At 36.9% G+C, this 26,416-nt stretch carries 23 protein-coding genes, 1 tRNA gene and 2 pseudogenes; 7 read left to right on the forward strand and 19 right to left on the reverse strand.

All coding sequences use genetic code 11. The features are described from left to right. Positions 1–44: 44 nt before the first annotated feature. Positions 45–119: transfer RNA gene (locus B5E95_RS07720), tRNA-Gly, on the reverse strand. 211 nt (positions 120–330) lie between these two features. Between B5E95_RS07720 and B5E95_RS07725 the strand changes: the two genes are divergently transcribed. Next, entirely contained in the window at positions 331–786 is a 456-nt protein-coding gene (locus tag B5E95_RS07725) for a GNAT family N-acetyltransferase (RefSeq protein ID WP_087176677.1), read from the forward strand. A 66-nt stretch (positions 787–852) separates the two neighbouring features. Here the strand turns inward: B5E95_RS07725 and lysS are convergent, their stop codons facing one another. From lysS to pth, 10 genes are all read right to left on the reverse strand, one after another. Further along, on the reverse strand, positions 853–2,403 hold the full coding sequence (gene lysS / locus B5E95_RS07730) for a lysine--tRNA ligase (RefSeq protein ID WP_087236115.1): 1,551 nt from the start codon (positions 2,401–2,403) through the stop codon (positions 853–855). A 15-nt stretch (positions 2,404–2,418) separates the two neighbouring features. After that, a complete protein-coding gene (dusB, locus tag B5E95_RS07735; RefSeq protein ID WP_025005275.1) occupies positions 2,419–3,444 on the reverse strand; it encodes a tRNA dihydrouridine synthase DusB in 1,026 nt (341 codons plus the stop codon). A gap of 77 nt (positions 3,445–3,521) precedes the next feature. After that, positions 3,522–4,412 (reverse strand): Hsp33 family molecular chaperone HslO, encoded by an 891-nt coding sequence (gene hslO / locus B5E95_RS07740; RefSeq protein WP_025005276.1) that lies wholly within the window; start codon positions 4,410–4,412, stop codon positions 3,522–3,524. A 52-nt stretch (positions 4,413–4,464) separates the two neighbouring features. Next, positions 4,465–6,612: an ATP-dependent zinc metalloprotease FtsH gene (ftsH, locus tag B5E95_RS07745; protein WP_087176680.1), complete on the reverse strand. Its 2,148-nt coding sequence runs from the start codon at positions 6,610–6,612 to the stop codon at positions 4,465–4,467. A 94-nt stretch (positions 6,613–6,706) separates the two neighbouring features. Further along, positions 6,707–7,963 (reverse strand): tRNA lysidine(34) synthetase TilS, encoded by a 1,257-nt coding sequence (gene tilS, locus B5E95_RS07750; RefSeq protein ID WP_087176681.1) that lies wholly within the window; start codon positions 7,961–7,963, stop codon positions 6,707–6,709. Between the two features lie 41 nt (positions 7,964–8,004). Beyond that, entirely contained in the window at positions 8,005–8,367 is a 363-nt protein-coding gene (locus B5E95_RS07755) for a S1 RNA-binding domain-containing protein (RefSeq protein WP_087176682.1), read from the reverse strand. Continuing rightward, a complete protein-coding gene (locus tag B5E95_RS07760) occupies positions 8,367–8,744 on the reverse strand; it encodes a septum formation initiator family protein (RefSeq protein ID WP_087176683.1) in 378 nt (125 codons plus the stop codon). Before B5E95_RS07760 ends, B5E95_RS07755 begins: the two co-directional genes overlap by 1 nt. A 66-nt stretch (positions 8,745–8,810) precedes the next feature. Then, positions 8,811–9,053 (reverse strand): RNA-binding S4 domain-containing protein, encoded by a 243-nt coding sequence (locus B5E95_RS07765; protein ID WP_011254102.1) that lies wholly within the window; start codon positions 9,051–9,053, stop codon positions 8,811–8,813. Positions 9,054–9,064: 11 nt separating this feature from the next. Further along, positions 9,065–12,562 (reverse strand): transcription-repair coupling factor, encoded by a 3,498-nt coding sequence (gene mfd, locus B5E95_RS07770; protein ID WP_087236117.1) that lies wholly within the window; start codon positions 12,560–12,562, stop codon positions 9,065–9,067. A 1-nt stretch (position 12,563) separates the two neighbouring features. Continuing rightward, positions 12,564–13,121 (reverse strand): aminoacyl-tRNA hydrolase, encoded by a 558-nt coding sequence (gene pth / locus B5E95_RS07775; protein ID WP_025005282.1) that lies wholly within the window; start codon positions 13,119–13,121, stop codon positions 12,564–12,566. Positions 13,122–13,251: 130 nt separating this feature from the next. Here pth and B5E95_RS07780 point away from each other — a divergent pair, with 130 nt between their 5' ends. Together B5E95_RS07780 and cbpA are read left to right on the forward strand one after the other, a co-directional pair. After that, complete coding sequence (locus B5E95_RS07780) at positions 13,252–14,223, forward strand: L-lactate dehydrogenase (protein ID WP_087236119.1); 972 nt, start codon at positions 13,252–13,254, stop codon at positions 14,221–14,223. Positions 14,224–14,396: 173 nt separating this feature from the next. Further along, the gene (gene cbpA, locus B5E95_RS07785; protein ID WP_025005284.1) at positions 14,397–15,104 is read left to right on the forward strand and encodes a cyclic di-AMP binding protein CbpA; all 708 of its coding nucleotides are present in this window, start codon (positions 14,397–14,399) and stop codon (positions 15,102–15,104) included. A gap of 53 nt (positions 15,105–15,157) precedes the next feature. Here the strand turns inward: cbpA and B5E95_RS07790 are convergent, their stop codons facing one another. The 6 genes from B5E95_RS07790 to B5E95_RS07815 all read right to left on the reverse strand — a co-directional run bounded on the left by B5E95_RS07790 (position 15,158) and on the right by B5E95_RS07815 (position 20,792). Next, positions 15,158–15,727, reverse strand: coding sequence for a TetR/AcrR family transcriptional regulator (locus B5E95_RS07790; RefSeq protein ID WP_087176685.1), 570 nt, complete (start codon positions 15,725–15,727; stop codon positions 15,158–15,160). Positions 15,728–15,975: 248 nt separating this feature from the next. Continuing rightward, positions 15,976–17,106, reverse strand: coding sequence for an alanine racemase (gene alr / locus B5E95_RS07795; protein ID WP_087236121.1), 1,131 nt, complete (start codon positions 17,104–17,106; stop codon positions 15,976–15,978). A 2-nt stretch (positions 17,107–17,108) separates the two neighbouring features. Next, positions 17,109–17,465, reverse strand: a complete 357-nt coding sequence (acpS, locus tag B5E95_RS07800) for a holo-ACP synthase (RefSeq protein ID WP_025005287.1) — start codon at positions 17,463–17,465, stop codon at positions 17,109–17,111. Positions 17,466–17,547: 82 nt separating this feature from the next. Continuing rightward, a complete protein-coding gene (gene cshA / locus B5E95_RS07805) occupies positions 17,548–19,041 on the reverse strand; it encodes a degradosome RNA helicase CshA (protein WP_087236122.1) in 1,494 nt (497 codons plus the stop codon). An 11-nt stretch (positions 19,042–19,052) separates the two neighbouring features. Beyond that, complete coding sequence (locus tag B5E95_RS07810) at positions 19,053–20,420, reverse strand: UDP-N-acetylmuramoyl-tripeptide--D-alanyl-D-alanine ligase (RefSeq protein ID WP_087236126.1); 1,368 nt, start codon at positions 20,418–20,420, stop codon at positions 19,053–19,055. Between the two features lie 126 nt (positions 20,421–20,546). Next, positions 20,547–20,792, reverse strand: coding sequence for a type B 50S ribosomal protein L31 (locus B5E95_RS07815; protein ID WP_014918203.1), 246 nt, complete (start codon positions 20,790–20,792; stop codon positions 20,547–20,549). Between the two features lie 185 nt (positions 20,793–20,977). Between B5E95_RS07815 and B5E95_RS07820 the strand changes: the two genes are divergently transcribed. Next, on the forward strand, positions 20,978–21,808 hold the full coding sequence (locus tag B5E95_RS07820; protein ID WP_025005290.1) for a Cof-type HAD-IIB family hydrolase: 831 nt from the start codon (positions 20,978–20,980) through the stop codon (positions 21,806–21,808). A gap of 25 nt (positions 21,809–21,833) precedes the next feature. Here B5E95_RS07820 and B5E95_RS07825 read toward each other — a convergent pair whose 3' ends face one another. Further along, positions 21,834–23,420 carry an APC family permease gene (locus B5E95_RS07825; protein WP_087236129.1) on the reverse strand — a complete coding sequence of 529 codons (1,587 nt, stop codon included), beginning with the start codon at positions 23,418–23,420 and terminating at the stop codon, positions 21,834–21,836. 109 nt (positions 23,421–23,529) lie between these two features. Beyond that, positions 23,530–24,765, reverse strand: a complete 1,236-nt coding sequence (glyA, locus tag B5E95_RS07830; RefSeq protein WP_087236131.1) for a serine hydroxymethyltransferase — start codon at positions 24,763–24,765, stop codon at positions 23,530–23,532. Between the two features lie 646 nt (positions 24,766–25,411). On the opposite strand from glyA, the gene B5E95_RS07840 reads away from it, so the two are divergent. From B5E95_RS07840 to B5E95_RS11125, 3 genes and pseudogenes are all read left to right on the forward strand, one after another. Then, a complete protein-coding gene (locus B5E95_RS07840; protein WP_005718512.1) occupies positions 25,412–25,927 on the forward strand; it encodes a hypothetical protein in 516 nt (171 codons plus the stop codon). Between the two features lie 69 nt (positions 25,928–25,996). Then, positions 25,997–26,257, forward strand: a pseudogene (locus tag B5E95_RS07845) (methylated-DNA--[protein]-cysteine S-methyltransferase); the annotation flags it as partial. Positions 26,258–26,345: 88 nt separating this feature from the next. Next, a pseudogene (locus B5E95_RS11125) lies at positions 26,346–26,416 on the forward strand (IS607 family transposase); the annotation flags it as partial.

Raw genomic sequence — 26,416 nt, forward strand, 5'->3', positions numbered from 1 at the left:
TTATTTTAGGCACAAAAAAAGCTCACTTCCGTGAGCTTTCATCTTGGAGCGGAAGACGGGATTCGAACCCGCGACCCCCACCATGGCAAGGTGATGTTCTACCACTGAACTACTTCCGCGATACAAAAAGTATTATAGCAAAGATTATTCTCTTTGCAAATACTTTTTGAAAAAATATTACTTATCTGTTTTTAACTAAGTTAATTTTAGTTATTGTACCGAATTAAAAAATTGCTACAATATATTCAATTTAATTAAAGGAGATTTCACATGAGATTACGTACTATTGCTTTCTAAATCAAAATCTTAATATTAGGAAGCGAGAAAAACATGCCAAAATTTAATATCAGAGAATATCAACCAAACGATTATGCTGAAGTATGCCGCATTCACGACGTTAGTCGTAAAGAAGAGCTAACAATTGGTGGTGCGGAAAAATACTTCATACCTTTAGAGACAGCTCCATATAAGGATGATTTTTTCTCCTGCAAAATTTATGTAGCTTATGATGCTGACAGCATATTGGGCTTCGTTGCAGTTCATCCCCAAGAACTGGATTACATTTATGTAGATCCAATTCATCAAAATAAAGGTATCGGGTATGCTTTAGCAACGACAGCTTTGAGGTACATGAGTCGACCAGTTAGTCTTGACGTATTTGCAGAAAATACTAAGGCCAAAAAGCTTTACAAAAAATTAGGCTTTAAGTGTCAAGAAGTTAGATATCAGCAATGGGATTTAAATGATCCTAAAAAATACTCTGATGAAAAAATGATTATCAATTAAAAAATACATAAACAAAAACTCTTATCCATGCTTAAAACATAGATAAGAGTTTTTTAATTTATAAGATTACTTGTTTTCTTTATTCTTCTTTTCCATATCAGCCTTAACTTCAGCTTCTACGCTTTCAACACGTTCTGGACGCATTGTTGGGAAGAGCAAGACATCACGAATAGCTGGAGCATCAGTTAAAAGCATTACCAAACGGTCAATACCGATACCCAAACCACCTGTAGGTGGCATACCGTATTCCATAGCACGAAGGTAATCTTCATCGATCATGTCAGCTTCGTCGTTACCTGCTTCACGTTCTTCCATTTGAGCTGCGAAACGTTCACGTTGATCATCAGGATCATTCAATTCTGAGAAGGCGTTACCGTATTCTTCACCCATGATGTAAATTTCAAAACGATCAGTAAATCTTGGATCGTCAGCATTCTTCTTAGCAAGTGGTGAGATTTCTACTGGGTGACCGTAAACGAAGGTTGGGTCAACAATAGTTTCTTCACAGTACTTTTCAAAGAAGGCGTTAATAATGTGACCAACTTTCCAGAACTTTTCAACGTGGATGTCGTGGTCTTCCGCAATCTTAGTTGCTTCTTCAAGAGTCATTGGCTTCCAGAAGTCAACGCCAGTCTTTTCCTTGATCAAGTCAACCATGTGAACACGGCGGAATGGCTTGCTCAAATCAATGTCAGTACCTTGGTAAGTGATCTTACCGTCATCTGAAACAACCTTAGCTGCAGCACGGATAATACCTTCAGCTTCATCCATAACATCGTGGTAGTCCCAGTATGCTGCGTAACTTTCAAGTTCAGTAAATTCTGGGTTGTGGTGAGTGTCCAAACCTTCGTTTCTGAATACACGGCCGATTTCGTAAACACGTTCCATATCACCAACAATCAAACGCTTAAGTGGAAGTTCCAAAGCAATTCTCATGTAAAGGTTAATATCCAAAGCGTTGTGGTGAGTAATAAATGGACGAGCTTCAGCACCACCAGGAATATTGTGAAGTACTGGAGTTTCAACTTCTAAGAAGTTTTGCTTGTTTAAGTAGTCACGAATAGCTTGAATGATTTGAGTACGGTGAACAAAGCGCATGTAGCTGTCACGGTTAGTGATCAAATCAAGGTAACGTTGACGGTAAATTGCTTCAACATCCTTCAAGCCGTGGTACTTATCTGGCAAAGGACGAAGAGCCTTTGATAAGAAGGTTACGTGAGTAGCACGAATAGTCAACTCACCAGTATCAGTCTTCATAACTTCCCCATCAATACCCAAGAAGTCACCAATATCTGATTTCTTAAAGACCTTGTAGTTGTCTTCGCCTACGATATCCTTACGTACATAAATTTGAATCTTACCAGTACGGTCGTAAAGGTCTGCGAAACCTACCTTACCTTTACCACGCTTTGCAAGCATACGACCTGCAATCTTGGTCTTAGGCATATCATCGTTTAATTCGTCTTTATCTTCTTTACCATACTTTTCTTCCAAAGTACTTGCTAAATCTTGACGATCAAACTTTCTTTGACCGAATGGTTCAATTCCGTTTTCACGCATTTCGTCCATCTTTTGACGACGAACACGTAATTGGTCATTCATTTCGTTCTTTGCCAATTTATTTTTCCTCCATTATTTGTTCATTGCCGCGCGTCTTGCAGCACGAGCTTTTTCTCTTTTTTCATACTCATCAACAAAATTGTCGAGTAAGTCATATACTTCTTGACGCGTCCAGACCTCATTTATTTTAGCACGAGTACGGGCTGAACGGGGAATTCCCTTTAAATAGTATGCAGCCTGTTGACGAAATTCTGGTACTGCTCGCTTTTCACCATGAATTTTAACTAACGCATGAAGTTGATGCTTAGCAGTTTCTACCTTCTCACGCACTGTTTGTGGTGGTAATTTTTCACCAGTCTCTAGATAATGCGTCATATCCTTTAAAATCCAAGGATTACCTAAAGCAGCACGTCCTACCATCACAGCAGTACAACCAATTTCATCTAAAGCCTTCTTGGCAAGCTCGGGAGTTCTAATGTCACCGTTAGCTACAAACGGTACATCAAGCACTTGAGCTACATCGTGCAAAATCTCCCAATCTGCTTCACCTTGGTACATTTGCTTACGGGTGCGACCATGCATTGCGATCATGCTAGCACCTGCTTCTTGAGCAGCCAAAGCATTTTCTACCGCGAACACGTGCTTTTTATCCCAACCTGTTCTCATTTTAACAGAAACAGGTTTCTGCACATTTTGCACCACGGCATGGACCATTTGATAAATTTTATTAGAATCAAGCAGCCATTTTGAACCAGCATCGGTTTTAGTTACTTTAGGCACAGGACAACCCATATTAATATCAATAATGTCAGCATCAGTATGTTGATCAATGTATTGAGCAGCTTGAAGTAATGTTTCTTCAGTTCCCCCAAAGATCTGAATACTCATTGGGTGCTCTCGTGGATCTACATCCATCATGCTTAAGGTCTTTTTGTTTCGATAAATAATTCCATGATCAGAAATCATTTCGCAAACAACCAGCCCAGCTCCGAATTCCTTACATACAACGCGGAACGCTGAATTTGAAACTCCCGCCATCGGCGCAACAACAACTCGGTTAGGAATGGTGATATCGCGAATTTTCCAGCTGTTATCCACCAAATCATCCTTTCAAAATACCTTATTATAATATCAAAAAAGCCCCGCAGGACAAAACCCTAGGACTTTTTATTTAATTAATAATCTTTTTCTTCATTTTTCTTGGCTAAAATAGCCTTTAATTCATCTTCAGTGTAATGATACTTATTTCCGCAGAAATTGCAAGTAAGTTCTGCACCATGATCTTCATTAATCATGGCCTTTAATTGTGAACTCTTCAAAGTTTCAAGAATACCTGCATATTTTTCTTTAGAACAGTCACAGCTAAATGCTACATCATCTTTTTCAAGAATCTTACAGTCAGTGCCTAAGATCTTACGTGCTAAATCTTCTGGTGTCATTCCATCTAAAAATGCAGTAGAAAGAGCTGGCAAAGCCTTAATTCTCTTAATTGTTTCAGTAATCAAAGCATCACTGGCACCTGGTAAAGCTTGAAGCATAAATCCGCCAGCTTCGCCGATAGAATTATTTGGATTAACAAAAACAGATAAACCAACTGCTGACGGAATTTGTTCTGACTTCGTCAAATAATATGCAAAATCTTCTGCAATTTCACCAGAAACAATCGGAACTTGACCAGTATATGGTTCTTTTAAGCCTAAATCTTTGGTAACTTCAAGCATACCTTGACCAACAGCTCTTTTTACATCAATATGGCCATTCTTCTTTGGTGGCAAAGCAATATGTGGATTGCGTACGTAACCCTTCACCTTTAAATCGGCAGTAGCTGTAACAATAGTTGGACCTACAGGGCCGTTGCCCATCAATCTAACTGTCAATTCTTCTTTATCAGTTAATTCGGCGCCCGCTAACAAAAGCGTACCAACCAGTGTACGACCAAGAACAGCAGAAGAAGCAGACCATAAATCATGACGCTTTTGTGCTTCACCAACAACATCTTTAGCGGTAATTGTCAGTAAACGTAAATTTTTAGTTTTATCGATTGATTTTACTAAATAATCACTCATATTTATTCCTTCTCTCTAAAAAAATAGAGCCCGTTACAGGCCCCATTTTTATCTAATTATCTTTGTGCTCTTCATCTGCAGAAGTATCTTTAGTTGAGTTATCTGGATTTTCAGGATTATTTTCTTCAACTTCATGATTCTTTTCTGATGGAGTTTCCAAAGCAGATTTTTCTTGTTCAGCTAATGCTTGATCTGAATCTTTCTTTTCTGCTTTTTCAACTTCACGCTTTTCTGCAGCAGCCTTAGCTTCTTCATAAGTTGAAGCCTTGGATTCACTTGGATATTCACTTTCGTATTTTTCAGGCATCTTACCAGTCTTGTATAAAGACATGATTTGCTTTTCGTCTAAAGTTTCGTACTTAAGCAAGGCTTCAGCGATAATTCTATGCTTTTCCTTGTTTTCCTTAACAATCTCAAGTGCTTTAGCGTGAGCTTCATCCAAGATCTTCTTAACGGCTTCGTCAATTTTAGCTGAAGTAGCTTCACTGTATGGCTTAAAGCCGTATGGATTGGTTTCGCCCTCTTTTTCAAGTTCAACCATACCCAATGATTCAGTCATCCCGTAATTTACTACCATGCTGTGAGCAATAGCAGTAGCTTGTTCAAAGTCGTTAGAAGCACCAGTTGACTTATCACCAATAGTTGCTTCTTCACCAGCACGACCACCCATTAAACCAATAATTTGTTCAAATAATTGTTTCTTAGTCAAAATGAACTGGTCATCTTTAGGCAACATGATGTTGTAACCACCGGCACGACCACGTGGCACAATAGTTACCTTACGAACTGTTCTAGAATCACTTAAGACCAAACCACAGATTGAGTGTCCAGCTTCGTGGAAAGCAACACGGCGTCTTTCTGGTTCTGCAATTAAACGATCCTTCTTAGCTGGACCTGCAATGACACGGTCTTCAGCTTCATCAATATCTGATGCAGTAATTTCAGTACCATTTCTACGTGCAGCAACCAAAGCAGCTTCGTTCAAGACATTAGCCAAATCTGCACCAACGAACCCAGGAGTTTGACGAGCAACTTCCTTCAAGTCTACATCTGGAGCAAGTGGCTTGTTTTTAGCATGAACCTTCAAAATAGCTTCACGGCCACGTACGTCTGGACGACCAACTAAAACCTTACGGTCAAAACGACCTGGACGAAGTAAAGCCGGATCCAACACATCTGAACGGTTAGTAGCGGCAATGACGATAACACCTTCATCGCCTTCAAAACCATCCATTTCAACCAATAATTGGTTCAAAGTTTGTTCACGTTCATCGTTGCCACCGCCGGTGCCATTGCCACGACGACGACCGATGGCATCAATTTCATCAATAAAGATAATACTTGGTGCATTCTTCTTGGCATTATTGAACAAGTCACGTACACGACTTGCACCAACACCAACAAACATTTCAACAAAGTCAGAACCTGAAATTGAGTAAAATGGCACGTTAGCTTCACCAGCTACGGCACGTGCAAGCAAGGTTTTACCAGTACCAGGAGGACCCTCAAGTAAAACACCAGATGGGATTCTAGCACCTAACTTAGTATATTTTGATGGATCCTTTAAAAATTCAACAACTTCTACTAATTCTTGTTTTTCTTCTTCTTCACCGGCTACGTCAGAGAAACGAACCTTATTCTTAGAAGGATCTTCTGGCTTGACGTGTGAACGACCGAAATTCATAATTCCGCCGCTGCCGCCACGGCCAGCACCACCTTGATTCATCATCATCCAAAGCATGACAATAAACAAAACGGTTGGCACAAGCATGACAATGGTTGAAATCCAATTGCCAGACTGTGATTCTCCTTGAGTCGTCATCCGAGCGTTACTCTTTTGTGCCAAGTTTTGCACGTTAGAAACGGTAGAATCATTTTGTAACATAGTAGTAGAGAAGCGTGATACTTTTCTACTTGAGTTATTACTAAAGAAATCAAAACTATTATTTGATTGATTCTTTGTTGTTTGTGCAGTCTTGTAACTACCTGAAACAGTATATACACCGTTTGCAGGTTGAACACTAAAGTTTTTAACTTTGCCTTGACGCAAATCTTTAACAAATTGTGAATAGCTGATATTTTCTGAGCTACCACTATTGTTAGAACCGCCGAGTGCCCAGTTGATTCCCCATAGGAGCAAAAGGAACACAACTATATAGAATAGGCCGTTTGATAACAGCCGATTCCGGTTATTCTTCATAAAAAACCTCCGCAAAGTCTCTAAGTTATACGTTTAAAATTTTATCACAAAATAAGATGCTACCACTAATATTTTCAACTATTTTGAAGACTTTTTAAGAATTATATAGAAAATAATGTTTGCCATTTTTGATCCAATTTTGGTTTTGATAAATTTTCTCCACAAAAATTGGTTCGTTTTCTGCATAAATGGCTAAGCAAAATGGTCGTAAAGCTAGTGGAATCGCATTTTCTGCAAACTTCTTTTTTGCTTTAACATGATGTCCATTTTGCAGCAGAAGTTTACTCCCCGCCGTTAATTCTCCCACACTAAAAGCAGTATTTGGCTTAAACCAAAAATCACCAATCAGCTTTATACCGGCTTTTCTTTCAGTATATAACACCATTTTTCTATTTTTAAACACAAATGGCTGATTTAAACTAATTACCTGTTTTTTAACTTCGGAAATATTTTGCTTTTTATACAAATAAAAGTAATTTTGATATTCAATGACTGCGAAATTACCCAAATTTTCATTAACCCGTCGATGATATTTTTGCCAAATCATTCTCTGCCAGAAAAAGGTTCTTTCTTTAGTCGTCAATCGCTTTAATTTTTCACTCTTAATGCGATACGCAACATTTAGAAAACGTTCCAATTGACCGACTGCAATATTTTTTTCATCAACATAATCGATCAATTCATCCATTTTTTGACTAAAAAAAAGTGCATTCTTGATCAAAGCAGGATTTTCTTTTTTGAGTAATGGCACCACATGATGGCGCAAGCGATTACGCATCGTTTCATCGGCCTGATTAGTTGAATCAGTTATAAAATCAATTCGATGAGCTTGATTATATTGCAATAGCTCGTCCTTGCTGTATCCCAACAATGGTCGCAACAATTTTACACCATGCATTTCACCCACTCTTTGCAGGCTATTCATCTCTTCGGGATTACCTGAGCGAATAAATTTAAGCAAGATATTTTCCAGCAAATCGTCCCCATGATGGGCAGTTAACAAATAATCAGCCTTATTTTCTTTAGCTATTTGTGTTAAAAAAGCATAGCGCGCATGTCTTGCTGCAGCCTCTATTCCCACTTGCGGTTGTTCTTCTTTAGGCCATTTTGCAATAAATAATGGCACATTTTTTTCATCACAGTATTTTTTTAGAAGCTCGCTTTCTTCCTCACTGTCTTCTCTTAATTGATGATTAAAATGTGCAGCCATTAATTGAAAATTCTTTTTGGCTTGCAAGTTTTTAAGCATATCAAGAAGAGCCATCGAATCAGGGCCTCCACTTGCGGCCACTAATAATGTTTTACTTTCTAAATCTATTCCATTTTTTCTAAAGAAATCTACTACTTTCATAAATCTCCCTAACTAAAAAAATGACCCATTACGGGTCATTTTTAATTTTTATTCAAAACCTTTTTTAATTCATCAATTTCCTTTTTAGCATCTCTACTTACTTTGTTCAAAACCTGATCAAATTCTGCAGGTTTAGTATCAGAGAATTGATTATCATGATCAACTAAATCAGGATCATTTACGCGTGCAATTGACAGATTAAATCTGCCTCTATTGACATGCACGACAACAACGCGAACCTTTTGGCCTACTTGATATTGACGCCTTTCTCGCGCCCAATTATTACCAAAATCACTGTGATGAACTAATCCTGAATGTCTATTAGGCAATGTAACAAAAATACCTAAATCGGTAATGTTATTAATCACCCCGGTTACCCGGTTACCGGCTTGATACTTCTTCATTAATCATTATCATTTCTTTCGTGCACGTTATAAACATTTTCATTTGATTTAGAATAATAAAACTTATAACGAATTAATTTAGCAACGTAGTTTGGATCATCGAGATTCTGTCTCTTGGTCTTTAAAGTTTTAGCTATTTTCTTAACTTTAGCCAATCCTCGTTTTTCAACTTGTACTTGATTGTTAATACGCTTTGTTTGTGAAACTTTAATTGTAATTTGAATACCCAAAATCACAAATATAATAGCAAAAACAGCAACAATTCTATTTAATCGAATGCGATGAACTCGTTTTTCGATTTTCGCTTGCTTACGAAGTAGCTTCTCTCTCTGAGCTTCTGGACTTAACGAATTGTAAATATGTGGACCATGATTCATTTTTTTATCCTCTGTTATAACAAATATCGTTTACGTTAAGTATAACAACGATTTATGGGAAAGTCATCAATCAACTAACTCGTAAAGTTCACTTGCTTCAGCCTTTTTAGTGGTTTCGCGAATATTCAAAACCTTGGCTTTAATTACTCGCGCACCGTAACCAATTTCAATAATATCATCGATTTTTACATCGTAACTGGACTTAACTACTCGTCCATTAACTTTAATTCGGCCTTGATCTGCCATTTCCTTAGCAACAGTTCTTCTCTTAACTAATCTTGAAACCTTTAAAAATTTATCAATTCTCATAATTTATACCTCTATCTTTGCACTATTTCGCTGGCAGCCTCTAAGAACGTAGTTAATTCATTAAACAAAACTCGATTCTTCATCTTATCAGGCAGTTGCAGCAAAACAACCATTCTTTTTTCTTGATTCATGCTAATACGTGCTTTAAGACTTACGTGTTCTAATGCTCTGAAAATATTAGGTCCTTCTAATTCATGTGAAGCAGCATTATTAAACTCAACCTTAATAGTATTATTATCTTTTTTCAGTACATTTAAGACTTGAGCTAGATCAGCATCTACCTTTAACCCAGCTACAGCAAGTAAATTCTCAACAGCTGCTGGATAATCACCAAAGCGATCAATTAGTTCATCTTCAATTTTATCTAATTCTTCCTGATTATTGACTGCTTTAATCTTTTTGTAAAATTCGATTTTTTCTTCTTGGTCGCCAATATATGAATCTGGAATATAGGCTTCAAGTTTTAAATCAATCTCTGCATTTGACTTCTTAACTGTCTTCTTACCCTTACGCTCTTTAATTGCATCGCTAAGCATTTGTGAATACAAATCATAACCAACACTATCAATAAAGCCGTGCTGCTGGGCTCCCAGCATATTGCCAGCTCCTCTAATCGACAAATCACGCATAGCAATCTTAAAGCCTGACCCTAATTCAGTAAAATCGCGGATTGCATCTAGGCGTTTTTCACCAACTTCGGTTAAAACTTTGTTAGGCTGGTACAGAAAATATGCATAGGCAAGTCTGGCACTACGACCGATTCTCCCTCGCAGCTGATAAAGCTGGCTCAAACCATAGTGATCAGCATCTTCGATAATCATCGTATTAACATTAGGCATGTCGATACCCGTTTCAATGATGGTCGTCGTTACTAAAATATCAAATTCACGGTTCAAAAACCGATACAAAATGTCTTCCAATTGATTTTGACTCATTCGTCCATGAGCACTAGCAATCCGCGCATTCGGGATTAATTGTTGCAGCTTTTCCACAGTTTCATCGATATCACTAATTCGATTATGTAGGTAAAAGACCTGTCCATCACGCTGCATTTCACGCAAACATGCATCCCTTACTACGCTTGGAATTTGTTCCATCACATAAGTTTGAATTGGATATCTATTTTGAGGCGGAGTTTCCATCACAGATAAATCGCGCACCCCAACCATCGACATATGCAAAGTTCTAGGAATTGGCGTAGCAGTGAGAGTCAACACGTCAATATTAGCCTTTAACTGCTTTAGCCTTTCTTTATGCTTAACGCCAAAGCGCTGCTCTTCATCAACTATTAACAATCCAAGATCTTTAAATTCAACATCCTTTGATAACAGTCTGTGGGTACCTACGACTAAATCAATTTTTCCTTCCTTCAGTCCCTCAATAATCTCCTTAGATTCAGCTGGAGTTTGAAAACGAGAAAGCATCGCAGTATTAACAGGAAAATCTTTGAAACGATCTTGAATAGTTTCATAGTGCTGCTGAGCCAAAATAGTTGTTGGCACTAAAAAAGCTACTTGTTTATTATCCTGAATTGCTTTAAAAGCCGCCCTTAAAGCTACTTCTGTTTTACCAAAACCAACGTCTCCTACAACTAGACGATCCATCGGTTTCGGCTTTTCCATATCTTCCTTGATTTCTTTAATTGAACGTAACTGATCCGGAGTCTCTGCATATGGAAAGGCATCTTCGAATTGTTTTTGCAAATCGTCATCTGGTGAAAAAGCAAAACCTTTTTCCGATTCGCGCTTAGCATAAAGCTCTATCAAATCATCAGCAATATCTTCAACCTTAGATTGGACCTTACGCTTAGTTTTAGCCCATTCACTACCACCAAGTTTGTTAATATGAGGCGTCTTTCCTTCAGAAGCCACATACTTTTGTACCAAACTAAGCTGATCTGCTGGTACAAATAATTGATCGCCATGTTGATAGGTGATGGTAATGTAATCACGCTTAACGCCATTATTTTCTAGTGTTTTAATTCCTTCAAAACGACCAATACCATGATTAACATGGACAACATAATCCCCTGGCTTTAACTCAGTATAATTACGTAATCTCTGAGCATTTTCCAGAGTTTTGATTCTCTTTTTACGCTGTGGACGCTTGTTAAAAAGTTCGCGTTCGGTCAAATAAACTAACTTCACCGAAGGTAAACTAAAACCGCTGGTATAACCCGCTACTACGATTTGCGATTTACCTTCTGAGATTTCATTTTTATCTACAATTGGCAAGTTTAGACCAAAGTCGACCATTGTCTGATCGATTTGTTTAGCTCTTTTCGCATTATCTGCTTGTAGTACAACTGTTTGACCAGATTTTTGATACGACTCAAGTTCTGACTTAATTAGGGGCATTTGACTAAAGAATTGTTCTGGTTCACGCGTTTGCCAATTGAGCATCTGTCCCAAACGAATTCGTCCCATACTGCGCTGGAAAAGAGAGAAATATATTCTATGGTGCTTATCTTTAGTTAATACTTGATCAAAATCACTGCGCAAAGTTTGCTTCGGCAGCATTGCACCAGTTTTTAGTTCATCACTAATAAAAGCTGCATTTTGCTTATCTACAGTCTCTACCGCTTGTTTGATTAAAGGCAGATCATCAATCAAGATTTGACCATTTTTATCTAAATATTCTAATAAGCTACTTGGCTTTTTAATTAAATAATCCACCAAAAAGGCATAATTATCTGGTAATCCACCTGCATTCAAAGCATCGAGTGCCACCGTAAAGTGATCTTTGACTGCCTTGTCCGGTGCAGGTGCATCCCCCATATCTTTTTCTATTGCTTTTGCCGCAGCTTCAATAGCTTCACTAGAAAATACTCGATCTTGAGCTGCAGAAATTTCAACACGATCAATTTCTTTTTGACTACGCTGAGTTGCTAGATCAAATTCCTTGATCGTATCAATTTCATCACCAAAGAATTCAATTCTTACTGGATTCTCTCTGTCTAAAGGATATACATCTAAAATATCACCACGAATAGCAAATTCTCCTGGCCGAGCAACTAACGCCTCTTTTTTATAGCCCAAACTAACTAGCCATTTATTTAAGTCAGTTAATTCGTATTCTTTGCCAGGTTCAAAATCTTTCTTAGCTTGAGCAAATTCGTCAGGAGCAGACAATTTATATTGCAAGCCTTGCGGTGTAGTTACTACAATCCCAGCTTTTTTACTTAATAAAAAGTTAAGTGCCTCAATCCGATTACTTAACTCATCTGGTGAACTGACTGCCGTTTGTGTAGCAATAGTGGCATCTACAGGAAAGATTTGTACACTATCATCAGGTAGAATTGCACTTAATTCTCCGTATAAATTCTGAGCCTTATTTTCATTTTCCTCTACTAAAATAAGTGGAGCATCTAACTCAGTTACGATTTGTTTTAAAAGTAGACTAAAAGCACCGGCATTAGCGCCAGTGATTAGTGAATTCTTTACTTGTTTAGTCTTTGCAATAAAATTATTTAAGTCTTGATCTTCTTTTAATATTTCTGTTAAACGCATTTTAATTATACTTATTCATTAAATATTGACTATCGCGGCCTGCAATAAAGTCATCGATAATCTTTACACTTGTATCAAATGCATTATCCATTAATTTTTGTTGCTCATCGTTAAATGGCGTAAGCACCCATGAAACAACTGTCGTGTTCTTAGGATGACGAATCCCAATCTTTAAGCGATTAAACTTTTCTGTTCCTAAGTCTCGGATAATGCTTTTAATTCCATTATGGCCACCGCTCTTACCATTAGCTCTAATTCTAATTTTGCCAATTGGCATATCCATATCATCTTGAATAATCAAAACGTCTTCTGGGTCCACTTTAAAGAAATTAGCAATTTGGCTAACTGAACGCCCTGATTCATTCATATAAGTTTGAGGTTCAAGCAAAATTACATCCTCACCATTAATTTTTTGCTTAGTCCAATGTCCTTCAAACTTATCTTTGTCCAAAGATAATCCTTTTTCATTAAGATAGTGATCCATAGTCATAAAACCAGTGTTGTGCTTGGTTTTATCGTACTTTTGACCTGGATTACCTAAACCTGCAATTATTTTCATTATATATACCCCTCATTACATAATCCCTCATATAATAGCACAAACAATAAATAATAATTTTATTAATGCTTGCTAACATGGTATAATTTCTTTGTTAAGATTATCACTAATAAAAAGGAGATTTATTGTTATGGCAAGAGTTGAAAAACCCCGTAAAGTTATTTTAGTCGGTGACGGTGCCGTAGGTTCTACCTTCGCATTTTCAATGGTACAACAAGGTATCGCTGAAGAATTAGGTATCATCGATATTGCTAAGGAACACGTTCAAGGTGACGCAATCGACTTAGCTGATGCAACTCCTTGGACTTCTCCAAAGAACATTTACGCAGCTGACTACCCAGATTGTAAGGATGCAGACTTAGTTGTTATTACTGCTGGTGCTCCACAAAAGCCAGGTGAAACTCGTCTTGACCTTGTAAACAAGAACTTGAAGATTTTATCATCAATCGTTGAACCAATCGTTGAATCAGGCTTTGATGGTATCTTCTTAGTAGTTGCAAACCCAGTTGACATTTTGACTCACGCAACTTGGAAGATGTCAGGCTTCCCTAAGGATCGTGTTATCGGTTCAGGTACTTCACTTGACACTGGTCGTCTTCAAAAGGTTATCGGTAAGATGGAACACGTTGACCCACGTTCAGTTAACGCATACATGCTTGGTGAACACGGTGATACTGAATTCCCAGCATGGAGCTACAACAATGTTGGTGGCGTAAAGGTTAGTGACTGGGTTAAGGCTCACGGTATGGATGAATCTAAGCTTGAAGACATCCACAAGGAAGTTGCCGACATGGCTTACGACATCATCAACAAGAAGGGTGCTACCTTCTACGGTATCGGTACTGCTTCAGCAATGATCGCTAAGGCTATCTTGAACGATGAACACCGTGTACTTCCACTTTCAGTACCAATGGATGGTGAATATGGTTTACACGATCTTCACATCGGTACTCCTGCAGTTGTTGGCCGCAAGGGTCTTGAACAAGTTATCGAAATTCCATTAAGCGATAAAGAAAAAGAATTAATGACTGCTTCAGCAGATCAATTAAAGAAGGTTATGGACAAGGCCTTCAAAGAAACTGGCGTTAAGGTTCGTCAATAATTCTTAAATTAGTTCATTAAAAGAGCATCTTTTCTTAGGAGGAGATGCTTTTTTATTTCACTAACTATTGTTAAAATATATTTGATTACTTTAGCTAGTCTTTAATTAATATTTAATTAACATACTGATTATGCTATAATTACTTGAAACATTTTCAATTTGGAGGCGAACTCATGCTTATTAAATCTTTAGTTATTAAGAAAGATTACTTAACAACAGTTAATGAAAAAGCCACATTAGCAGAAGCATTGGATATTCTGGAGAAATCTGGATATAGATGTGTGCCTATTGTAGATGACACTGGCACTATTTTCCGCGGTAATATTTATAAAATGCACATTTACCGCCACAAATCTCAAGGCGGAGACATGAATTTACCAGTAACTTACTTGCTTAAGAACGCTACTAAGACAATTAAGGTAAATTCTCCATTCTTTAGAGTATTCTTTAATATCAAAGACTTGCCATACATTGCTGTTCTTGATGAGGATAATCATTTTTATGGTATTCTTACCCACTCAAGATTATTAGACATGTTATCAGACGCATGGGATGTTAAAAATGGTTCATATGTTTTAACTGTTTTATCCGATAATGCACGCGGTAACTTAATTAAAATGTCTAAGATCGTGTCAAAACATACTAATATGTCTAGTGTAATGACACTTGATGCTGCAGCTGGAGAACTTGAAGGAGACTTCGTAAGAAGAACCTTGTTTACCTTACCTGCAGGCGTATCCGACATCACAATGAAGACCATTGTAGATAAATTGCAAAAGAAAGGTTTCGTTGTTTCTGAAATCGAAGATTTGCAAGCCGGTATGACTATCATGAGCGATGAAAATCCTGGTGTCTTCATCGAACATCCACATAAAGATTAAAAAACATATAAAAAAGCCTCTGACTTAATTAAAAGTTAGAAGCTTTTTTTGTATTATTTCATCAATCCCAAAAATTGTAATGGAGTTCGAGTCAAATAGCCCGCAATATAACGACGCATATCAGCTGGAGACAACTCATCATTATATTTAATTAATTGCAATACCACATTAATGATATTAATATCAAAGATTCCTAAAACCATATCTGGTGGAATTGTTTGCTCTTGTGCCAAAATCGCCTTATAGTTTGGATTCATCATTTCCATTCGAATGGTAAATTCTTTATTGGCATATTCAATCATCTTATTAAAAAAGCGGATGTCTCCATTATCTGAAGTTAAAATTTCAAGTTTATCTTTATTTTTCAAAAAGAAAGAGATTGAATTTTTAGAAATATTCTCTGCTACTTTTATCAATTCATCTTGAGACAAAACATGATCGATCCCATTAACAGCTTCACGATCCGCGAGTAATGCTTTATTAAATTCAGCTAGGATGTCATCTTCAACTGCTAATAATAAGGCGTGTGTGTCTTTATAGTATTGATAAAAAGTACGTGAACTGATACCCGATGCTAAAATAATGTCTTTAACTTTGATCTCATTAAAAGCTTGTTCTTTCATACATTGCAACAAAGCCTTTTTCAAATTACTTTTTGTTGTTTGGGTTCTAATATCCAATATATTTCACCTTGTTTATTATAAAAAAACATTTTACTATTTATATATAGCTTTTAAATTCTCAATACAATGTGCAGGTTTAATATATTTTAACATGAACATATCACAATTAATACCCTAAGTTATTTATTTTTTAACCAAAAAAAGCCGAAATCACGAAAAAATAATCGTGATTTCGGCTTTTTCATTTACTATTTTTCATAATAAACACGTGGTAACCGATCATTCAGCAAGCAAGCAACTTCATAGTGAATTGTATCAACATAATCAGCTGCCGCCTTAATATTGTTTGGATCAGCTGGGTTATTTGAAATAATCACTACTTTGGTACCAACTGGCATTTTCTTTGGCATTTTAACCATAAATTGATCCATACAAATACGTCCCACAATCGGACAATATTCATCGCCAACTTTTACCTTAAAACCTTGATACTTTCTAATCCAACCATCGGCATAACCAACAGGGACAGTTCCAATAACTGTATCTTCTTCAGCCATGAAGGTAGAACCATAGCCTACTCCATCACCTTTATGAATATTTTTAACATGTGTTAATTCACTTTCAAATGATAAAGCAGGTTCTAACTTAATTGCAGAAGTTAAATCTGGAGAAGATGGATTTGAAGATGGATTTAAGCCATAGATTCCAATTCCAAAACGAACCAGATCACTCTTGATACCTTCATGAAAAATACTTGCTGCAGTATTATCAACATGAATCCATTTAGGTTTAACAGTTAATAAACTCTTCATATGCTTGAATTTCTCGCATTGATGCTTGAAATAAGTCTCATCAGCGCTATCTGCAGAGGCAAAATGGGCAAACATCCCTTCAATAAAGAAGTTATTATTATTTTCCAAGAACTTATTGGCTGCAATAAATTCATCATCTTCATTGAAACCAATTCTACCCATACCAGAATCAATCCCTAAATGAATCTTTAATTGCAAGTTTTCTTTTGTTAAATATTTTTCAGCGTCTTTTAACCACTCTAAATTAGGTACTGTCAATGAAACATTATTTACAGCAGCAATTGGTGCATATTCAGGAGAAACTACTCCCAAAACCAAAATAGGCTTAACAATATCAGCACGGCGCAATTCCAATGCTTCATCTAAAATGGCAACACAAAATCCTGCTGCTCCTTCTTCCTCAGCAACCTTTGCCACTTCGACTGCACCATGACCATAGCCATTAGCCTTAACTACAGCCAGCATCTTTTGATTTGGTTCAAGGTGCTGCATTTCATTCTTAATATTTCTTCTAATTGCACCTAAATTTACTTTTACAACGGCTGGACGATGATAGCCTGGAACCATTTTTATTTCTCCTCTAATACTACAAACGTAATAATTTCATGATTATCATGTGTGATACTTGGGAAAATATTTCCATCAAACTTAGTTGAAGTCATCACTGGATGCCCCAAATCATCCCATAAAGTTTCCACATCTTGAAAACCTACGTATTTGCCTAAGCCTGTTCCCATAGCTTTAGAAAAAGATTCCTTTAATGAAAAACGACCTCCGAGATATTCAACTTTTCTTTTGCCTTTCATCTTTTGATACTGGGCAAATTCCTTTGGAGTCAAAACCTTCTTAGCGAAAGAATCTCCTTTTGCCACGATCTTTTTAACACGTTCAACTTCAATTGAGTCAATCCCTACACCTTTAATCATCGTTTCTCACCTCACACAATGACATCATTATAATACAAAAAAGAAGTTGCAAAAATTACAACTTCCTTTTTAGTCTAAAAAATTAATCTTTTTTATTCTTAATTACGAATTCATGTCCATTGCCACGTCCACGACGACCGCGATTACCGTTGTGACGGTAATTATTATTGTTATTGCGACGGCGGTGATAATTGCCATGTCCACGACCATGATCATTACGTCCTCGGCGGCCACGACCATGACGACCATCGCCCTTGTATGGCAAAGGCTTTTCTGGCGTAATCTTAACCTTAATTTCTGTTGAATCCTTAGCTAAGTTCTTAAGAAAAGCAGCTACTAAATCAAGAGCTGAATAGTTATCAAGAAGTTCACTAGCATCTTGAGTATATTTACCCAAATCACCATTCATCAAATCTTCGATTTCAGCCTTAGCTTGCTTTAATTGACCGCGAAGTGCTTGATCATCTGTTGGTGGACGAAGTGGTGACATCTTTTTCTTAGTAAGTTGTTCGATAGTTCTCATGTAGCCAATTTCATTTGGAGTTACAAAGGTTACTGAGATACCATTTTGTCCTGCACGCCCAGTTCTACCAATACGGTGAACATATGAATCTGGATCTTGAGGAATATCGTAGTTATATACGTGAGTTACCCCTGAAATATCCAAACCACGTGCTGCCACATCAGTAGCAACTAAAATATCCAACTTACCTTCACGGAATCGCTTCAAGACTGCCATACGACGCGCCTGAGATAGATCTCCGTGAATACCTGCAGCATTATAGCCACGTGCTTGTAATCCGCGTGTAAGCTCATCTACACGACGCTTCGTACGACCAAATACTAAGGCTAAATCTGGACCTTGGACGTCAATTAAACGACACATAATATCGAACTTTTCGGATTCCTTAGCACGAACAAAGTATTGATCAATTAAATCAGCTGTTAATTCCTTAGCCTTAATTTGAACAATAGCAGGATCCTTCATGAATTTTTCACCAATTCGTAAGATTGGCTTAGGCATCGTAGCACTGAAAAGCAAAGTTTGCTTGCGTTTTTTAGCATACCTCAAGATGCTTTCAATATCTTGGATAAAGCCCATATCGAGCATTTCATCTGCTTCATCCAAAACTACTGTATTAACTTTATCTAAATCAATTGTGCCACGTTTTAAGTGATCTAATAACCGACCTGGTGTACCGACTAAAATTGATGGTACGTGGTGCTTTAGTGAACGAATCTGACGGCCGATATCTGCACCACCATAAACCACTTGGACATGAGCATGTTCATCACGACCCAAGCGGAATAATTCTTCTTGTGTTTGAATAGCAAGTTCACGCGTTGGTTCGATGATAATTGCTTGGATTGCTTTTTCTTTTTTATCAATGGATTGTAAAATTGGCAAACCAAAAGCGGCAGTTTTACCGGTACCAGTTTGTGCTTGTCCAATTACATCCTTTCCTTGTAAAGCAAGTGGAATAGTTTGTTCTTGGATTGGGGTTGCTTCTTCAAAACCTGAGCGTTTAATCGCTTTAAGAAGCGCATCGTTTAATCCTAATTCTGAAAACTTCAAAAAATTTTCTCCTATCTTAGTCGGGCTAAGACATTTTCAAGGTGCATCCCGTGTGAACCCTTTAATACGATAATGTCGTCCGGCTTAATGTCATTTTTAAGATCATTAATCATATGATCCATTTCATCTTGAGTATAATAATGTAAATTCTCTGGCTCGTATTTATCTTGCAAAGCATCGTATAAATTCTTCATTTCAGAGCCATACAAGTACACTTCATTTATGATTTGTGGGTCTAAAGTATCACTTAATCCAGCATGAAGTTCTGGCGATTTTTCACCTAGTTCTAGCATGTCGCCAAGTACAGCAATTCTGCGACCGCCGTCTTTAACTTCAACTTGACCAAAACTGGTAACAACCGCTCTAACAGCAGTTGGATTTGAGTTGTAAACATCACTCATAATCGCTTCACCAGCATCGCCCTTTTCCCATTCCATACGGTTAGCAGTTGGCTTAAAGTTAGACAATGATGAAGCAATTTCTTCATCGCTTTCACCAAAATGATGACCTACGCTAATTGCAGCCATTGCATTAGAAACATTATGCTTACCAATCATTGGAATTGAGAATTTTTGCTCTGAGTCATTGATTGTAAAGGTAGCGTGGTGCATGTAGCTCTTGAAGCCAGTTGCATGTACTGTATCTTCATCTCTAAAACCAAAAGTGGCCTTAGCTTGATCCAGCTTTTTAGCACGTTCTTGCAACAATGGTTCATCACCGTTATAAATGAATTCACCATCTTCACGTAAAAAGTCGGTGATTTCCATCTTAGCGTCAGCAATTTTGTCGCGACTGCCAAAGAATTCAATATGAGCTTCACCAATCATAGTAATGACAGCTACATCCGGATGAGTTAATTCACTTAGGTGGTGCAGCTGACCTGGTCTATCCATACCCATTTCAAGGACCAAAATTTCAGTATTTGGTTTCATTTCAAGAATGGTCATTGGTACACCAATTTCATTATTAAAGTTAGCTTGTGTCTTATGTACGTTAAAACGCTTAGATAAAACTGCAGCAATCATATCCTTAGTAGTGGTTTTACCATTAGAACCTGTAATACCTACTACAGTTGGATTAACCTTGCGTAAATAATAACGCGCCAAATCTTGCATAGCAGTAAGAGGATTATCTACTTCAATTACTGTGATATCTTCAGGCTTATTTGGATGGCCTTTCTTCCACAACGTAGCAGAAGCACCATTGCTAATGGCACCCGCCACAAAATCATGTCCATCACGTTCACCTTCAAGCGGTACAAATAAACCACCAGTTGTGATCTTTCTGGAGTCAAAGGCAACAGAAGTAATAATAGTTTTGTCGTCGCCTTCACAAGTAGTATTTAAAGCCTTGGCAATTTCAGCCATTTGCATTTTCATTGAATCTTTACTCCCATAAAAACATTTTTATACAGAAAACATTATACTGTCTTTCAAGCATTCTGCCAAATAATCTAATGAAGAAAAAAAGCAGCCCCAATGGGACTGCTTCCACCAGACAAAGGTTTACTTCTTCAAGCCATACTTCTTGTTGAACTTTTCGATTCGACCATCTGCTTGAGCAAACTTTTGCTTGCCAGTGTAGAATGGGTGTGAATCTGATGAAACTTCAACACGTACTAATGGGTAAGTTTCGCCTTCGTAGTCAATAGTTTCTTCTGGCTTCAAAGTTGAACCAGCTAAGAACTTAGCACCAGTTGCTGAGTCCATGAAAACTACTTTTTGAAAATCTGGATGAATACCTTGTTTCATAATTTATTACTCCTTTGCCATGACCATATTACAGATCATAGATTAATCGATTAACGTAAACTAGAATAACATCTTCAAGTAACTAATTCAAGACATTTTTCACAGTATGAAACTAATATGTCATGTAACCTCTTACAATGAGTGCTAAACTAATAGCAGAATTTATTTTGAATGAGGTAATTTAGATGAAAGATCTTCCTTTTAAAGCTGTTGCAGTAGATGTCGATGGCACATTTGTAAATGATGAAAAGAAATATGATCATGAAATGTTCGGTGAAATTTTATACCGTTTACACAAGCACGGTGCTCACTTTATTATTGCCAGTGGACGACCAGCAGGACGATTAGAAGCAGATTTCGGTGATTTTACTGATTCCGTCGATTTTGTTGCTGATAATGGTGCGGTTCTTGTGCGCGATGGCAAGATCATCCGTACAACAACTTTTTCTAAAAAATGCATTTTAAATCTAGTTGATTATTTGCATCTGCGTTATCCTGGAGCCGTCCAAAGCACATTAATCAGCGGCGTTAAGCATTCATACTTTTTAAAAAGTACGCCGGCTCAATTTAAACGATCACATCATTATTTCTATCCTAATAGTATTGAAGTTGATGACTTTGATCAGATCCCTGAAGATGATCAATATACTAAAGTTACGGTCGATTATCCTAGCAAGGTTCGACGAGAATTAGAATATGGATTCAATAGCAGAAGCGTTGAAAAAATTCACGTTACAACTAGCGGCTGGAACTATATGGACATTATTCCCTATAATGTTAACAAGGCTAACGGCCTTAAAGAATTTCTTGCTTACCTAGACGTCCCTCGAACTCAATTAATTGCATTTGGCGACGGCGAAAATGATATTGAAATGCTCAAATTAGCTGGATTAAGTTATGCCATGGAAAATGGTCAAGATAGCGTTAAAAAGATGGCTAAATTTATTGCACCAAGCAACAACGATAACGGTGTTTTTAAAGTATTAACCAAATATTTAAACGAAGCACAAAAGTAAAAAAATAAAGTTGACTATGGCAACTTTATTTTTTACTGTCTTTTTCAATATACAAATCGATTTTACGTAATCCTGTTTTAATACCCCAGTAATAAAATCCAAGTGAAGCTACAGCAATTACGACAAAGTCAAAAGGATATTTAATCCAATTTTGTCCACCAAAGCCATCGCTTCCCACATAAGACATTATTGACATAAAGATCAAATAAACAATCATCCACCAACAACTACGTAATTGTTCTTTTAAATTTGAATGTTGATAGTGAATTTCATAATAGAAATAAATCGGCAAGCCTAATGCAATTACCAAGATAACTTGAATCGTAGTTGGCCACATTGACCAGTAAATTGACAAGCTAGTTAAAATAAAGGCAATTGGTGCTAGATATGGCATGTAACGAGGTTTAAACGGACGATCAAGATTAGGTTTTACTTTTCTCAAAGTCATTACCGTTACGGGGCCTGTTAAATATGCAATTAATGTTGAAGCAGTGATTACGGTTGCCAATAAATTCCAGTTTCTAAATAGGCTGACCAAAATTACCGCTAAAATCAAATCCGCAATCATCGCGTAACGCGGAATTAAATACTTTTGATTAAGCCGGCCTAGCCACTTAGGTAAGTGACGTGTATGTGTCATAGCGGCCAAAGCTCTAGATGCTGTAGCTACAAAAGCGACGCCTGTGCCAAATGGTGATACAAACGCATCTAAATAAAGCAAAATTACCAACCAATTGATTCCTAAAATAATTGCCAAATCCGCAAATGGTGAAGTAAAGTCAATGCCATGCCAGCCTACCTTGGCTAACGTACTTGGTTCGACTGCTCCAATAAAAGTTACTTGCAGCATGATATAAATCGCTGCAGTAATGATCATAGAGATCAAGACACCGCGGACAATATTCTTACGTGGATTCTTCAATTCTCCACCCATATTAATCACGGTCTGAAATGCATCATATGACATGATAATTCCTGAAACTGACGTAGCCTCAAAGATGGAACGTGTTCCATACGGCATAAATTCATGAACGTTGGAGCCGAAATTTTGTGCATGAAAACCACTGCAAATTAAAACTACAATCGTTAAAGTAGGCAATAAGATTTTAAAAATAGAAATCAAATTAGTAAAATGTGTCATAATTTTTACTGACCAAAAATTGATCATTGTAAAAATACACATAAAAATAAATACACCGCCCAATCCTGCAAAAGTAATATTGCCATCTTTAATAAAATTCTTAGTCCAATTAGCCCATGACCACGGCCACGAACTCATATATTGAACAGCCGCCACGGCTTCCATTGGTACCAAAGTTACTAATGAAATCCAATTGGCCCACGCAGCAACAAATCCCAGTAACGATCCATGACTGTATTGAGCATATCTACTCATACCACCACTTTCAGGAAACATTGCTCCCAATTCTACATAGGTCAAAGCAATAGCAATAATAATGACAGCACCTAAAATCCAAGAGAGGATTGCGGCTGGCCCAGCAATTTTCGCTGCAGAACCTGAACCAAACAGCCAACCTGAGCCTATCAAAGAATTTAAGGCCAACATAATAGCCGAAAACAGACCTATTTTATGTCGTTTCATTCCTTCCAAATAATCACTTATCCTTCATTCTTACCCTATATTTTTCTCGATTTTTAGCTTCTAATTATAACAAAAACAGTTCTAGCAAAAAACTAGAACTGTTTATTTTCTATTCAAATTAATTAATTGGATGTTTTTGAGTTAATTCTTTAACTTCTTGTTTAACGTGTTCAATTGTTGTTTCATCTTCTGGATTAGACAAAATTTCAATAATTAATCCAGCTGTCTTTTTAGCGTCTTCCTCATCAAAACCGCGGCTAGTAATTGCTGGTGTACCAATTCTTAAACCACTAGTTACAAAAGGACTGCGCTGATCACCAGGGATTGATTCTTTATTGGTTGTAATATGAACTGAATCAAGCAAGTTTTGTGCATCTTTACCCGTTAACCCAGTATCTGTAATATCAATAATCATTAAGTGATTATCAGTACCACCAGAAACTACACGAATATTGTCAGACTTAGCAAAAGTTTCTGCCATTATCTTAGCGTTTTTGATTACTTGTTTAATATAATCGGTAAATTGTGGCTGTAAGTCTTCATAAAAAGCTTGCGCTTTTCCGGCAATTACGTGTTCTAAAGGACCACCTTGAATACCTGGAAACAAAGCTGAATTAATCTTTTTACCAATTTCTAAACTATTAGATAAAATCATGCCGCCGCGAGGACCACGCAAGGTCTTATGCGTAGTAGTCGTCACTACATCAGCTACTGGAATAGGACTAGGATGTTGGCCAGTTGCTACCAAACCAGCAATATGGGCCATATCAACCATTAAATAGGCGCCAACCTCATCGGCAATTTCACGGAATTTTTGCCAATCAATAATTCGGCTGTATGCAGAAGCACCAGCAACGATCAATTGGGGATGAACATCTAAGGCGATCCGACGAATAGCATCAAAATCAAGTTCTTCAGTTTCAACATTTAATCCGTAACTATAAGATCTATATTCTTTACCACTGAAGTTTACTTTGGCACCGTGAGTTAAATGACCGCCAGCATCCATGCCCATGCCAAGGATTACATCGCCTGGCTTCAGCAAAGCTTGATAAACAGCCATATTTGCTTGTGAACCAGAGTGGGGTTGAACATTAGCAAATTTAGCATTGAATAATTTTTTAGCATAATCAATAGCAAGTTGTTCAACTTGATCAATGTATTGACAACCGCCATAATAGCGTCGACCAGGATAGCCCTCGGCATATTTGTTAGTTAAAACTGAACCTTGAGCTTCACGAACTGCATCAGAAACAATATTTTCAGAAGCAATTAATTCAATCGTGTTTTGTTGGCGCTCTTCTTCGTGATGAATGGCATTCCACAATGCGGGTGACTTTTCTGCATATTTCAATGAAAAGACTTCCTTTCTGACTTGTACTAAATAGTTTTCTTTACTGAAAAGTATACTATTTAGCGATTAAATACGCACGACTACTGCGCGGAAATTCTTTTTTGAAAGCAGCTAAAACAGCATGACGGCAAGTAGCGGTATCAGCTAATTAATATTCCTCAGTAAAATGCAGATAGCCAGCTTCATTAAAAATAAACAAATTTTATTTTCTATACAAAAACAGAAATCAATACTCTTGCAATATTTATTATTTTTTCTAAAATAAAAGCCGCTTGCAAGATAAATTGCAAGCGACTCATATTATGGGACATCATGCTTAGCTTTTCCGAAGCTAAGCATGTTTTTGTATACAATTAATTACTTTAAAATAACTATTCTATAACCTCGTCCTACTTAAGCGTAACACCTTTTCTCCCGACTTTAAATGATTTTATTATAAGTTAGTGATTACTTAATAGTCTTCAGCTGTAAAAAGGGGAATACCTTTTATTATGCTGGCGTATAGAAAATAACAACCAAACACTCCATCCTTTCGTCTAATTTCCTAAAAAAATAGCAACTTTTATACCATTAAATTAAAAATATAGTTAAAATACTGGTATAATATCGTTTCAGAATAATTAATGTAGAGGTGAGATTTCTGATCATGAAGAGTGCAAATTACACTAGAAAACATCACATGTATTTAATGAATCACAAAAATGGTGACGTTATCGAAGTAAGAATGGACAAGAAAAATAAGACATTCAAGAAAATACGACTTTATCGTCAAGATGGTTTGGGCAACTACTATCTAGATCCACATGCGGAGTTTAAGGATCAGAAAAGTCCAGCAACCAAAGAGAATATCGTAGAAGCCGGAAAAAAGGTCAGCGATCATATCTCTAGTGCTGAGAACTGGCACCATAAAGTTAGACCTATTTTCAACGCTGAACACAAAATCGTCGATTTCGAACCACGATTGCATTTGGAACACCATACTAAGATTCAAAATGCTAAAAGATATTTGCGTCACTTGGAAAGACGACACGCAGACTTTATTTTCCGTAAAAATAGCAAAACGCCTTTGTTAATCCCATGGAATTACATCAAGGATATGATCTATGAAGATCGCAATAAAGAAATGGTGCTAGCACATAAGGTGCACAAGCTAAGAAAATAAATTAGATTAATAAGATGCTACCAATCATAATCGATGGTAGCATCTTATTTTTATCATAGGAGAAAAAACATGCAAACAGTTTCTTACTATAATTCACCTATTGGCAAAATATTGCTCGCTAGTGATGAACAAGGACTTATTGGTTTATGGCTAGATACTGATCGCTACTACGGTGACAATCTTGATAAAGAATATTCAGAAGGAGGAAATAAATATTTAGCTTCTGCTAAAAAGTGGTTAGATATCTATTTTCAAGGCAAAGAACCAGATTTTACTCCTCAATTACATTTGATCGGTACTGATTTTCAAAAAAGAGTTTCAACAAGTTTAAAAATATATGTGTAATTGTGTTTCTTAAGTGTTATAAAGTGTGTTATAAAGTGTGTTATAATCTCGCTACAAGGTGGTGAGATTTTTTATGTCTAGAATTATGTATTTAAAAGAAGCTGCTGCCTATCTTGGCAAAGCGCCGTTCACTCTTCAAAGCTG

Origin of the sequence: Lactobacillus gallinarum (assembly GCF_002160635.1) — a bacterium.
GTDB lineage: Bacteria > Bacillota > Bacilli > Lactobacillales > Lactobacillaceae > Lactobacillus > Lactobacillus gallinarum.